Origin of the sequence: Streptomyces sp. NPDC058964, assembly GCF_042741275.1 — a bacterium.
Taxonomy (GTDB): Bacteria; Actinomycetota; Actinomycetes; order Streptomycetales; family Streptomycetaceae; genus Streptomyces.
Window position 1 is genome coordinate 374 of record NZ_JBHYKH010000061.1, and the last position, 12652, is coordinate 13025.

Annotated in this window: 10 protein-coding genes and 1 pseudogene; 3 read left to right on the plus strand and 8 right to left on the minus strand. The window is 73.4% G+C overall.

Annotation, left to right across the window (positions count from 1 at the left end):
- Both ACFW2E_RS10880 and ACFW2E_RS10885 read right to left on the minus strand, forming a co-directional pair.
- A pseudogene (locus ACFW2E_RS10880) lies at positions 1-849 on the minus strand (ankyrin repeat domain-containing protein); the annotation flags it as partial.
- Complete coding sequence (locus tag ACFW2E_RS10885) at positions 846-1979, minus strand: gala protein (protein WP_384464645.1); 1134 nt, start codon at positions 1977-1979, stop codon at positions 846-848. The gene ACFW2E_RS10885 and the pseudogene ACFW2E_RS10880, both read right to left, overlap by 4 nt.
- Before the next feature lie 430 nt (positions 1980-2409).
- Between ACFW2E_RS10885 and ACFW2E_RS10890 the strand changes: the two genes are divergently transcribed.
- Complete coding sequence (locus ACFW2E_RS10890) at positions 2410-3813, plus strand: MFS transporter (RefSeq protein ID WP_384464648.1); 1404 nt, start codon at positions 2410-2412, stop codon at positions 3811-3813.
- 47 nt (positions 3814-3860) lie between these two features.
- Here the strand turns inward: ACFW2E_RS10890 and ACFW2E_RS10895 are convergent, their stop codons facing one another.
- The 4 genes from ACFW2E_RS10895 to lnt form a co-directional block, all read right to left on the minus strand.
- Positions 3861-5828: a helix-turn-helix domain-containing protein gene (locus tag ACFW2E_RS10895; RefSeq protein WP_384464651.1), complete on the minus strand. Its 1968-nt coding sequence runs from the start codon at positions 5826-5828 to the stop codon at positions 3861-3863.
- Positions 5829-5903: 75 nt separating this feature from the next.
- Positions 5904-6701, minus strand: a complete 798-nt coding sequence (locus ACFW2E_RS10900) for a 3-hydroxybutyrate dehydrogenase (RefSeq protein ID WP_384464654.1) — start codon at positions 6699-6701, stop codon at positions 5904-5906.
- 54 nt (positions 6702-6755) lie between these two features.
- Positions 6756-7235, minus strand: coding sequence for an NUDIX domain-containing protein (locus ACFW2E_RS10905; RefSeq protein ID WP_384464657.1), 480 nt, complete (start codon positions 7233-7235; stop codon positions 6756-6758).
- A 57-nt stretch (positions 7236-7292) separates the two neighbouring features.
- Complete coding sequence (gene lnt / locus ACFW2E_RS10910) at positions 7293-8906, minus strand: apolipoprotein N-acyltransferase (protein ID WP_384464660.1); 1614 nt, start codon at positions 8904-8906, stop codon at positions 7293-7295.
- A 237-nt stretch (positions 8907-9143) separates the two neighbouring features.
- Between lnt and ACFW2E_RS10915 the strand changes: the two genes are divergently transcribed.
- Positions 9144-10172: an O-antigen ligase family protein gene (locus tag ACFW2E_RS10915; RefSeq protein WP_384464663.1), complete on the plus strand. Its 1029-nt coding sequence runs from the start codon at positions 9144-9146 to the stop codon at positions 10170-10172.
- Positions 10173-10261: 89 nt separating this feature from the next.
- Here ACFW2E_RS10915 and ACFW2E_RS10920 read toward each other — a convergent pair whose 3' ends face one another.
- Both ACFW2E_RS10920 and ACFW2E_RS10925 read right to left on the minus strand, forming a co-directional pair.
- Positions 10262-10807, minus strand: a complete 546-nt coding sequence (locus tag ACFW2E_RS10920) for a hypothetical protein (RefSeq protein WP_384464666.1) — start codon at positions 10805-10807, stop codon at positions 10262-10264.
- Between the two features lie 82 nt (positions 10808-10889).
- Positions 10890-11675 (minus strand): glutamate racemase, encoded by a 786-nt coding sequence (locus ACFW2E_RS10925; protein ID WP_384464669.1) that lies wholly within the window; start codon positions 11673-11675, stop codon positions 10890-10892.
- Between the two features lie 39 nt (positions 11676-11714).
- Here ACFW2E_RS10925 and ACFW2E_RS10930 point away from each other — a divergent pair.
- Positions 11715-12652: glycosyltransferase (locus tag ACFW2E_RS10930; RefSeq protein WP_384464672.1), on the plus strand; the 938-nt coding region annotated here is incomplete at its 3' end.

The window sequence follows — 12652 nt, forward strand, 5'->3', positions numbered from 1 at the left end:
GTCTCCGACGCCCTCGGCCACCTGACGGCGGACTTCCGGCTCCAGGCGGGTGTGGTTGAGCGCCATCGCGGCCAGGATCTGCTCCGGGTCCGCGCGGTACCAGCCCGATTTCTGCGGGGGTGTCAGATCCAGCTCGATACCGGCGGCGGCGAACGCGGCCCGTGTCTCGCCCTTCTGGTGCAGCAGCGTGGCCCGCTCGGCCCGGGCCGCCGGGTCGCCGTCGCCGGGCTCGGCCGTCGGCAGTTCGCCGGTGCCGCGCGGGGTGGCGTCCGCGTGGAGGAACGGCGGCCCGTCCGCACCGCCGCCGCACCGTTCGAGCAGCTCGGCGGTGTGCCGTGCGTCCCACAGGTGCCGCGCGGAGCGCCAGTCCTCCGTGCTCGGCCCGAAGACGCCCGCCGCCCGCTCGTCCTCGACCGTGCTGAACCGCAGGGCGATACGCTGCGGTCCGTCGATCATCGCAGGAGTGGTGATGTGAAGATACGGCGTGGCCCGGCGGCCCTCGTCCGCCGTCTTCGGGCGGTAGCGCGCGAGGACGACCGTCTTGTCCGTGGCGAGCGTGGTCCGTCCGCCGAGCACGCGCGGCAGGTGCCAGCGCAGCAGGTCGGGGGCGAGGTGGCGGAGGTCGTCCTCGAGGGCCGCGCCGACGTCGTCCCCGCAGTGGCCGGTGACGTCGGCCAGGTCGAAGGTGACGTCGACGTTCGCCGCCGCGCAGGCACCCCGCCAGTCACCGGCCAGGCGGCGTTCGGTCGCGCGCTCGATCATCCAGCCGGGCACCGCGTACCGGCGGATCCGGCGCCGGCTCGACGCCTCGTCCGGACGGAAACACCGGGGTTCGCCATGAGAGCTCAACGGTAGACACTCCCTATCGCGCGCAGGTCGGGATGCGCCCTGCCGACGGGTCGCAGACGCCGGGTGAAGGACCGCTTCACCTTCCGGGGCAGGCCGGGCCCCAGACCGACGTACTCCAGGGGCGAGTTGTCGGGCACCGCCGCCAGCAGCGTCTTCGCGCCCCGGCCGGTCAGGCCGGTGTGGCACAGCTCCAGCCGGCGCAGCGGGCTGCCCGGCAGTGCGGCGGCCAGCGCACGGGCGCCTTCGTCTCCGGTGGTGTTGGCGGGGGCGCCGAGGCTGCGTTCCGACGGCGGCCGGCCCAGGTCGAGTGCCTCGATGCCGTCCAGGGAGCCGGCGAGGGCGCGGGCACCGGCGGGGCCGATCCCGTTGCCGCCCAGGCCGAGGCGCACCGGCCGCGCGGGGTCGGCGGCGGCGGCGAGGATCGCGGCGCCTGTGTCTCCGAGGTGGTTGGCGGGAAGGTACAGCTCGCGTACGCCCGCCTCCCGGATGAGCGCCGCGAGCAGTGGGGCCGCGTCGGCGGTCAGGCCGTTGCCACCGAGGAAGAGGCGTTCCACCGGGCCCGGCCGGCTGGTGAGGGCGTCGAACAGGGCCCGCAGGCCGTCGGTGGTCAGACCGGTGTTGACCAGGTCGAGCGTGCGGAGCGTGGTGTTGCGGCGAAGCATCGCGGCGAGTGCGCGGGTGCCTTCGTCGCCCACCGGATTGCGCTTGAGCCACAGGGCGCGGACGGTGCCGTCCGTCGTCAGCGTCTCGGCGAGCGCCGCGGCGCCCTCGGGACCGATACGGTTGCAGCCGAGGTAGAGCGTGTGCAGGCCGTGGCCGTCGACGAGCGCGTCGGCGACCGTGCGGGCTCCCTCGTCACCGATGGCGTTCGTGCCGAGCAGGACATGCGTGGCGTGCGCGGAGGCGGCGGCGACGGGCATCAGCCGGGCGGCACCGCCCGCTCCGAGGCCCTGCTTGCACAGATCGACCCGCCCGTCCGCACGCACGGTGCCGAGCGGGAAGCTCTCGTCGGCCTCGACCGGCCGCGTGGACCTCAGTCGGGCGAGCAACGGCTCCAGAGCGGCGGGATCGCCGATGGGGATGTCGGGGTGCTCGATCGCGGGGCAGCGTACGGGCGTCGGCTGCGTCATCACCACTCCACCGGTCCATCGCCGGTGCCCGGCTCGCCGAGGGCGGCATCGCCCTCCGCCCGCCCAGGACGAACCGACGCCAATCGACTTTCCTCCACGACTAGGGCGGCAAGACCGGCCGGATTCGAACCGACGTCCTCCAGCTTGATGCTTGGGCGCGACGACCACTGCGCTACAGCCTTGCCGCGGAGATCATAGCGGCTTTCGCCTTTGCGTTCGAACCCTGTTGGTCCTGTCCCGGCATCCACGGCCGGGCGAAGGGCGCGTATTCCGACAGAGCGTCAAGAACGAAGTTCGCCAGTGGGCATGGTGGCCGCGCGCATAGCCGACCGCAGAACTATGTTGTCCCGCCACATGTGCCCCTGACCTGCCTCTTCTTACGGTGTGCCGACACGTACCCGTCCCCACCGCACACGAGGAAGTGGCGCACATGGCCTCCGCAGCATCCGCTCCCCCGACACCCGCCAACCTGAAGCGCATCGTGGCCGCAAGCCTCATCGGCACCACCATCGAGTGGTACGACTTCTTCCTCTACGGCTCGGCCGCCGCGCTGGTCTTCAACAAGTTGTTCTTCCCGGACTCGGACCCGCTCGTCGGCACGCTGCTGTCGTTCCTGACGTACGCGGTCGGATTCGCCGCGCGGCCCCTGGGCGCGCTGGTCTTCGGGCACTACGGCGACCGGCTCGGCCGTAAGAAGCTGCTGGTGCTGAGCCTGTTGCTGATGGGCGGCGCGACCTTCGCGATCGGACTGCTGCCGACACACGCGTCCGTCGGCGCCGCCGCTCCCGTCCTGCTCACGGCGCTCCGGCTCGTCCAGGGCTTCGCGCTCGGTGGCGAGTGGGGCGGGGCCGTGCTGCTGGTGTCCGAGCACGGGGACGCGCGGCGACGCGGGTTCTGGGCCTCGTGGCCGCAGACCGGGGCGCCCGCAGGTCAGCTGCTGGCCACCGGTGTGCTGTCCCTGCTCACCGCCGTGCTGTCGGACGACGCCTTCGGCAGCTGGGGCTGGCGCATCCCGTTCCTGCTCTCCGGCGTGCTGGTCGCCCTCGGGCTGTGGATCCGGCTGTCCGTGGACGAATCGCCCGTGTTCCGCGAGGCGTTGGAGCGTGCCGAGGCCCGGAAGGCGGAGCGCGTGGAGGACGCGGAGAAACTGCCGCTCGTCTCCGTGCTGCGGCATCACTGGCGCGACATCCTGGTGGCGATGGGTGCGCGCATGGCGGAGAACATCAGCTACTACGTCATCACCGCCTTCATCCTCGTCTACGCCACCTCCTCGGCGGGCGTCTCCAAGCAGACGGCGCTCAACGCGGTGCTCATCGCCTCCGCCGTGCACTTCGCGGTCATTCCGCTCTGGGGCGCGCTGTCGGACCGGGTCGGGCGCCGGCCCGTCTATCTGTTCGGCGCGGCCGGGATCGGCCTGTGGATGTTCCCGTTCTTCTCGCTCGTCGACACGGCCCGGTTCGGCACCCTGGTGGTCGCCGTGACCGTGGGACTGGTGCTGCACGGCGCGATGTACGCGCCCCAGGCCGCCTTCTTCTCCGAGATGTTCGCGACCCGGATGCGATACTCCGGTGCCTCCATCGGCGCCCAGTTCGCCTCCGTGGCGGCCGGCGCGCCCGCCCCGCTCATTGCCACCGCGCTCCTCGACGGCTACGGCAGCTCGACCCCGATCGCCCTGTACGTGATCGCGGCGGCCGTGCTCACGCTGATCGCCGTGGGGGTCGCCAAGGAGACCCGGCAGCGGGATCTCGCGGACATCGGGGCCGCGGCCGGCGCCGTGGAGGACTCGAGTACGGAAACCGCCGCGATCCGGGCCTCGGGAGCGCCCACCGCGTGATCCGTCACCTGGCTTCACCGGCCCCCGTACGGTCGTCCGTGCGGGGGTCAGTGCCGTGCCGGCGTCGCCAGCCTGTGCAGACGCAGCGCGAGCTGGATCTCCAGCGCACGGGCCGGGTCCTGCCAGTCGTCGCCGAGGAGGCGCGCGACACGCTCCAGCCGCTGAGCCACCGTGTTGACGTGGACGTGCAGTTCGTCCTTGGTGCGCGCCGGGCTCATGCCGCAGGCGAAGTAGGCGTCGAGGGTGCGCAGCAGGTCCGTACCGCGCCGTTCGTCGTACTTCGCCACCGGGCCGATGGTGCGCTCGACGAAACCGGTCACGTCGCGCTCGCCCGCGAGGAGCAGGCCGAGGAAGCCGAAGTCCTCGGCTGCGGCACCGTCTCCCGAGCGGCCGAGGAGACGCAGCGCGTCGAGGCAGCGGCGGCCCTCCGAGTAGGCGGCGGGCAGCGTGTCGGAGTGCGCGAGGAGGTCGGTGACGGGGGCGGAGGCGCCCACGGTGACCGGCTCGCGGACGGCCGCGCCGAGGTGGCGCGCGGTGCGGCGGGCCAGCTCCGTGGCGGTGTCGGTGGGGCCGAGGGGCAACAGCAGCACGGTGCCGCCGTCGCGGGCGGCGGCCATGCCGTGCCGGGTCGCGGCGAGATGGGACGCCGCTGCCCACAGACGGCGCCGGGCGGCCGCCTCCTGTTCGGCGTCCGCCGCCGGGTCGTCGAGCCGGGCGGCCAGGACGACATGGGTGGCGTCGAGGTCGGCGAGCAGCCGGGTCGCGCGGTCGCCCAGCAGCCGGGGGTCGCGGTCGCGGGCGTCGAGGAGGTCGTCGAGGAGTTCCCCGCGCACGCGTTGCTCGGCCTCGGCGGCGGAGCGGCGGGCCAGCAGGAGCAGCGAGGTGACCATCGCCGCGCGTTCAAAAGTGCGCTGGTCGACGGGGTCGAGGCCCGAGTGGCCGCGCAGTACGAGAGCGCCGAGCAGGTCGCCGCCCGCGGCCACCGCGGCGATCCAGTCGTCCCGGTGCCGCACCGCGTGTCCTTCGGCCCGGGAGGCCTCCAGCGCCTCCTGTGGCGCGTCGTCCGCCTCCGTGAACCGCACCGTTCCATCGAGGACTTGGGAAACGGCGGCGGCGACGTCATGGACTCCGCCGCCGCGCAGCACGAGTTCGGCGAGCCGGTCGTGGACCTCCGAGGCGCGCTCGATGACCGCGCTTCGGTCCCGGATGATCTCGTTGGCGCGCTCGAGGCCGGCGAGGGCCGAGCGGGTCTCGGTGAGGAGGTTCGCGGTGTCGATGGCGGCGGCCGCGAGCGCGGCGAAGGAGCCGAGCAGCGCGATCTGCTCCCGTTCGAAGACGCGGGCGCGCCGGTCCGCCGCGAACAGCACGCCGATGACGCTGGGCCCCAGCATCAGGGGCACGCCGAGGATGGCGACCAGGCCCTCGTCCCGCACGCCCGAGTCGATGGCGAGGGTGTGCTGGAAGCGGGCGTCCTTGAAGTAGTCGTCGGTGACGTACGGCCGGGCCGTCTGGGCGACCAGTCCGCCGAGGCCCTCCCCCATGCCCAGGCGGAGCTGCTGGAAGCGGGCGGCGACCGAGCCCTCCGTCACCCGCATGTAGGTGTCGCCCCGCGCGGGGTCGTTGAGGCTGAGGTAGGCGACGTCCGTGCCGAGCAGCGAGCGGGCGCGCTGCACGATCGCCTGCAGGACCGCGTCCACGTCCCTGAGGCCCGCCAGGTCGTGCGCCGTCTCGAAGAGAGCGGACAGCTCCGCCTCACGCCGGCGTCGTCCCTCCAGCTCCGAGCGGACCCGCAGGGCGAGGTGCTTGGCCTGTTCCAGTGCGGCGATCCGGTCGGCCGGTCTGCCCTCGGCGCGGGCGAGCAGCACCGGCTGCTCGTACGCCTCCGCCGCGGCATCACGGGCGAGGAGTTCGAGGAACGGCGTCTCGGCGCCACCGCCGGAGGTGACGGAGGCACCGTTCGGCGCCCCGGCACCGGTGGCGGGGCGCCCGGCGGACTGCAAGTGATCGCGGGACATGCTCACAGGATTCCGCATCGTCCGTCCGTCCCGTCGTGCCTGTGGAAAACTCGCGGCCCGACGGAGGCGGGCCGGTCAGTGCGCCGTCCAGCCGCCGTCGAGCACCAGTGAGGTGCCGGTGACGAAGGACGCCTGCGGGCTGCACAGGTACGCCACGGCCTCGGCGACGTCCTCCGGCTCGATGAGCCGTTTGACGGCGCTGTCCTGCAGGAGCACCTCGGTCAGGACGCGCTCCTCGGGGATGCCGTGCGCCCGTGCCTGGTCCGCGATCTGCTTCTCGACCAGTGGGGTGCGCACATAGGCGGGGTTCACACAGTTCGAGGTGACACCGTGGGGCGCGCCCTCCAGGGCAGCGGTCTTGGACAGCCCTTCCAGACCGTGTTTGGCCGCCACATAGGCCGACTTGTAGGCCGAGGCCCGCAGACCGTGCACGGAGGACACATTGACGATGCGGCCCCAGCTCTGCCCGTACATGTGCGGCAGGGCGCCGCGGATGAGGCGGAACGGAGCCTCCAGCATCACGGTCAGCACGGTGTGGAAGACGTCGGGCGGGAACTCCTCGAGGGGACGCACCAGCTGCAGTCCCGCGTTGTTGACCAGGACGTCGGTGCCGGCGGCGGCGAGTTCGGCGGCGTCCAGGTCGGTGAGGTCCAGGACCCGGGGTTCGACGCTGCCCGCCAGCCCTCCGGCGAGATCGGCCAGCGACTCCAGGCCGACCGCGTCCCGGTCGACGGCTCTCACCTTGGCCCCGGCGGCCGCGAGACGCAGCGCGCAGGCACGGCCGATGCCGCCGGCGGCTCCGGTGACGAGGGCGGTGCGGCCGCCGAGGTCGAGCGTGGGGGTCGGCGCGGGCAGAACGCTGTGCGAGGTCATAGGCCGACCCTAGGCAGCGCTGCTACCTGGCCACATATGGTCAGACCCCATACTTCATTCGAAACTCGTAGGCTCGAACCACGTGGGTTCATCGGACATCGCCTGCTTGATCCGCAGAAGGTGGCGGTCGTCCATCTCCGGCAGGGCGTCCACCTCGAACCATCCGACCTGCAGGGACTCGTCGTCATTGACACGCGCCTCGCCACCGATCGCCCGGCAGCGGAAGGTGATGTCCATGAACTGGCAGATGTCGCCGTTGCCGAAGGTGACCGGCTCCGCCGACTTCACCATGACGATCCGCTCGGCCACGCACCGTACGGCGGTCTCCTCGTACACCTCGCGCACGGCGCAGGCGGCGGGCTGCTCACCGGGATCCGGGATGCCGGAGAGCACCGCCCACTTGTGGTTGTCCGCCCGCTGTCCGAGCAGGACTCTGCCCCGGTCGTCGAAGACGACGGCGCTGACCCCGGGGAGCCACAGCAGCTGGTGTCCGGCGGAGGCCCGGATCGTGCGGATGAAGTCAGGAGTACCCATGGAACCGACCCTAACCGGCCGGTTCCACGGCCGCGGCGGAGACCGTGCGGTGCGGGGCTATGCGTCCGCGGCGCGCCGAGCGCGCAGGCCGGACCCGATCGCCCAGCCGAGTCCGCCCGCGGCGACCAGCAGCAGGGCGATCTCGGGCAGGACTCCCAGCTTCGTGGCGGGCGTCTCGGAGGAGCGCAGCGGCACCTTCTGGACCAGGTAGGCGGGCACGAACATGCCGGTCTTCTGGGTGATCCGCCCGTCCGGCATGATGACCGCGCTGACGCCGCTGGTGACCGGCACGGTCACGGTCCGGCTGTGCTCGACGGCGCGGATGCGGGACATCGCGAGCTGCTGGTAGGTCATCTCGCTGCGGTCGAAGGTCGCGTTGTTGCTCGGCACGGAGATCATCTGGGCGCCGTCCGTGACCTCGGACCGTACGGCCCAGTCGAAGGCGGCCTCGTAGCAGGTGACCAGGCCGACCTTGGCGCCGCCGAAGTCGAAGACGCCCGGCTTCGTGCCCCGGCTGAAGTCCTGGCGGACCATGCCGGTCCAGTCCTTGTTGATCGCCCCGACGAGCGACCGCAGCGGGAGGTACTCGCCGAAGGGCTGGATCTGCCGCTTGTCGTACGTCTGCGTGGGCCCCTTGGCCGGGTCCCACAGGATCTGCTCGTTGAGCAGCTTCCCGTCGCGCTCGACGACACCGCCCACCGAGATGGGCGCGCCGACGGCCTTGGCCGCGTCGTCGATGATCTGGGCCGCGTCGGCGTTGCTGAAGGGGTCGATGTCCGAGGAGTTCTCCGGCCACAGGACGAAGTCGGGCTTGGCGGTCCTGCCCGCCTTGATGTCGGCGGCGAGCTTCCGGGTCTCACGCGCGTGGTAGTCGAGCACCGCGCGGCGCTGGGCGCTGAACTCCAGACCGGCGCGCGGCACGTTGCCCTGGATGACCGCGACGGTCGCGGTGCCGTTCTCCGCCGTGTCGCTGACCAGCACCCGGGCGGCCACCGCTCCCGCCACCGGGACGGCCACGCTCAGCAGCGCCGTCGCCGCGGCAGCCTTCCGGACGACCCGGGTACGGCGCCCCTCGACGACCAGCCGACCGGCCTCGTACAGACCGAAGCCGCACAGCACGACCGCGAAGCCGAGCACCGGGGTCCCGCCGACCGCCGCGAGCGGCAGGAAGACACCGTCCGCCTGCCCGAACGCGATCTTGCCCCAGGGGAAGCCGCGGAAGGGCACGCGCGCGCGTGCCGCCTCGCCCGCTGTCCACACGGCCGCCGCCCACACCGGCCAGGCGGGCAGCCTGGACACCGCGGCAACGCCCACACCGACCAGGGCGACGAAGACCGCCTCGATGGCGACCAGCGCGAGCCAAGGCCCCGGCCCGACCTCCACACCGGTCCACACCAGCAGGGGCAGCAGGAAGCCGAGCCCGAAGAGGTAGCCGAGGCCGAGGGCCGACTTCCAGCCGCGGCCGCGCAGGACCCAGGCGAACCCGGCGAAGGCGGGCAGGGCGAGCCACCAGAGGGTGCGGGGCGGGAAGCTTACGTACAGGAGCACGCCGCAGAGCGCGGCGGCTGCGGCCGGGACCAGGCGCCGGAGCAGCCGGAGGCCGCGCGCGGTGGGCACAGGCTGCGGCTGGAGCTGGTCCGACTGGTCGACGGGAGTTGCGGTGACGGTCACTCGGGGAGTGTACGGCGGGTGACCTTGATGCCGACAGCGCGATCAGGAGCGGGCAGGCAAGGCCACCCGGCACCCCACGAGCCGCGTCCATGCCGCACGACTCGTGCACAAAACGGTCATCTGCCGTTACGGTGTGCCGGAGCCCGTGTCGCGCGGCCCGTCGCGGCCGTGCGGGCCGGGCTGCTGCCAGAGGTCGGGGGACCGGGTACGAGGGGCGACGGGGTGGGGTGCACGGGCATGGCGTCCGCGGTCGGTGCGGATGCGGAGACCGACAGACGAAACGTTTCTGACGCGGCGGGCGTGGTCGTGCTCGCGGCATTCGCCGCGTGGTCCCTGATCACCGCCGCGGCCCATGGCGGGCGGCCCGAGGGCGTGCTGCTCGCGGTGCTCGCCGTGGCCGCGGGATACGCCGCGGGCCGGATCTGCGGGGCACTGCTGCCGGTCGCCGCGCCCTGCGCGGGGGCCCTGACCGGGCTCGGGCTGGCGGTGGCGATGCCGCATCTGGCCCCCGGCCCCCAGTTCGCCACCCCGCTGGGCCCGGCCGGCGCGACCGCGGCGCTGCTGACCCTCGCCGCCGGCGCCGCCTGCTGCGCCGCCTGGTCCACGCCCGTACCGGCTCTGCGGCTGACCCTGCGCCTGCTGGCCCTCGGGATCACGGTGTCCGCGGCCGCCCTGGGCTCGGCCACCGGCTGTGCCCTGTCTGCCGCCGTCCTGCTGTGCTCGCTCGGCACGGCCCGGATGCGCCGCCGCGGCCCGGCCGTCACGGTCCTCGCTCTGGCGGCGGCCCTGGTGACGGGCATGACCTGGGCGATCGCCGGCGGCGTGCTGCCGGACGGTCTCAAGGCATCCCTGGAGGGCCGGCTCACCCCGCGCCGCGTCCATCTGTGGCAGGACGCACTGCACCTGACCCGCGAGAACACCGGTCTGGGGGTCGGGCCCGGCCGCTTCGGCGAGCTGAGCGCCACCGCGCCACAATCGCCCCTGCCCGACGGCAAGCCGCACTCCGCGCTCCTGCAACAGGCCGCCGAGCAGGGGCTGGTCGGCGCACTGCTCCTGGCGGTGGCGTTCTGCTGGGTGCTCTACGCCCTGTGGCGCAGCCCCCGCTCCACGCCGGTGGCGCTGACCGCGGGCGCCGCCCTGACGGCCCTGGCCGTGATCGCCTCGGTCGGCGACGCGCTGAGCTTCACCACGGTGTCGGTGGGCGCCGGCGTTCTGGCCGGGCTGGCGACGGCCCGCCCGCTCGCCGACGAGGTGTCCGCGCACTGACGGTCAGCAGCCGCCCCGGGCCTCGCACGTAGGCGCCGGTACGCCCGCTCGCCCCGCCGCGGCCTCGGCGCCCGGCCCCCGACGTGTCCTCAGCGCGCGGCCCCCGGCGCGATCGACCGGAGACGGTCCTTGATGGCCCGTACCGCGGACTCCGCGTTGTCCACGGTGACGGTGAACGTGTGGCCGTCCCACAGGCTCAGGACGAGGCCCTCGCCCCGGCGCACGACGACGGCGGTGCCCTTCTCGGGGCGCCAGCGGTAGCCCCAGCCGCCCCACTGGCACGGGGTCACATGCGCGACGAACTCGGCGCCGACGACCTGGGTGAGCGGGATCCTGCGGCGGGGCACGCCCATGTGGCCGCAGCGCACCTCGACACACTCCTTGTCGAGCTTCAGGTCGACGTGCACGAACGCGATGGTGCCGAACAGGACCAGCAGTCCGGCCGCGATGCAGCCGACCACGGACATGACCAGCGGGAGCGTGCCCGAGGTCCAGGCGGAGTCCACGGCCAGTTCGATGCCGAGGGCCATGCAGGCCGCCCCGGCGAGCGCCAGCAGCCACTGGACCCGGTTGGTCGCGCGCCCGGTCCACACCTCGGGCGGCGAGGTCTCCTCGTCATGGGGGTGGTCCCTCATATCCATGAGGTTACCCAGGTTTCGCTGCGCGGGTAGCGCCTCGCGAAGGGGGACTGCCGCCTGTCCGCCACGTCCTGCAGGGTCAGCGGACGAGGGTGACCGCCGGCAGGATCCTGCCCTCGGCGTAGTTCAGCGCGGGCCCGGGCAGCTCGCCCGGCCGGCCGCTGAGCAGCACCGTCAGGGTGCCCTCGGCGGGGGCGTCGGGGGCGGGAGGTTCACCGATCCGGCGCAAGGCCTGGGCGGCCACCGCCGCGGCGGAGCCGTGGAGGACCAGCGGCGGCGCGCCGGGCCGCTGCACGGCGGCGCGGATACGTTCCGCCACCAGCTCGTAATGGGTGCAGCCCAGAACGACGGTCGTCACATCGTCCGGGGTCAGCCCGGCGGCCGCCGCGACGGCGGCGTCGATGGCCGCCTCGTCGGCGTGCTCGACGGCCTCGGCGAGCCCCCAGCACGGCACCTCGGTGACCGGGACACCGCCCGCGAAGTCCTTGATGAGGCCGCGCTGGTAGGGACTTCCGGTGGTCGCGGGCGTCGCCCAGATCGCGAAGGGGCCGCCGCCGGCCGCGGCCGGTTTGATCGCCGGGACCGTGCCGATCACGGGGATCCCGGGCTCCAGACGGGCGCGCAGGATCGGCAGGGCGTGCACGGTCGCCGTGTTGCAGCCGATGATGAGGGCGTCGGGGCGATGCGCCGCGGCGGCCTCGGCCACGCCGAGGGCACGCCCGGTGAGGTCCTCCGTGGTACGCGGACCCCACGGCATGCCGTCGGGGTCCAGGGAGAGGACGAGATCCGCGTCGGGCCGCAGGCGCCGTACCGCGGCGGTGGCCGCCAGCAGGCCGATTCCGGAGTCCATGAGCGCGATCTTCACCCGGCCACGATAGACGATGCGCCCCGCGGGGCCGGCCGGGTGGGGCAGACTGCGCGGGTGAGCGCGATCGTGTGGATCTCCGCCCTGTCCCTCGCCGCCTGGCTGTGGCTGCTGCTCTGCCAGGGCTTCTTCTGGCGCACGGACGTCCGGCTGCCACCACGGCGGGATCCCTCGGACTGGCCGTCGGTCTGTGTCGTCGTACCGGCCCGCGACGAGGCCTCCGTGCTGCCGGCGAGTCTGCCGTCACTGCTGGCGCAGGACTATCCGGGGCGGGCGGAGGTCTTCCTGGTCGACGACGGCAGCTCGGACGGCACCGGCGAACTGGCCCGCGAGCTGGCCGGGCGCCTCGGCGGGCTGCCGCTCACCGTGGACTCTCCCGGGGAGCCGCCGGCCGGCTGGACGGGCAAGCTCTGGGCCGTACGTCACGGCATCGCCCTGGCACGCGCGCGTGACCCCGAATACCTGCTGCTCACGGACGCGGACATCGCCCACGCTCCCGACAGCCTGCGTCAGCTGGTGGCGGCGGCGCGCACCGGGGACTTCGACGTCGTGTCGCAGATGGCCATGCTGCGGGTGGAGAGCCGGTGGGAACGGCTCGTCGTTCCCGCGTTCGTCTACTTCTTCGCCCAGCTGTATCCGTTCCGCCGGATCGGCCGGAGGGGAGCCCGGACGGCGGCCGCGGCGGGCGGCTGCGTACTGCTGCGCGCGGACGCGGCGGAACGGGCGCGGATCCCGGACGCCATCCGGCACGCCGTCATCGACGACGTGGCCCTCGCGCGGGCCGTGAAGAGCAGGGGGGGCCGCGTCTGGCTCGGCCTGGCGGAGCGGGTGGACAGTGTGCGCCCCTACCCGCGGCTGCACGATCTGTGGCGCATGGTCTCGCGCAGCGCGTACGCGCAGCTGCGGCACAACCCGCTGCTGCTCCTCGGTACGGTCGCCGGACTGGCGCTGGTGTACCTGGTAGCGCGCGGGGGCGG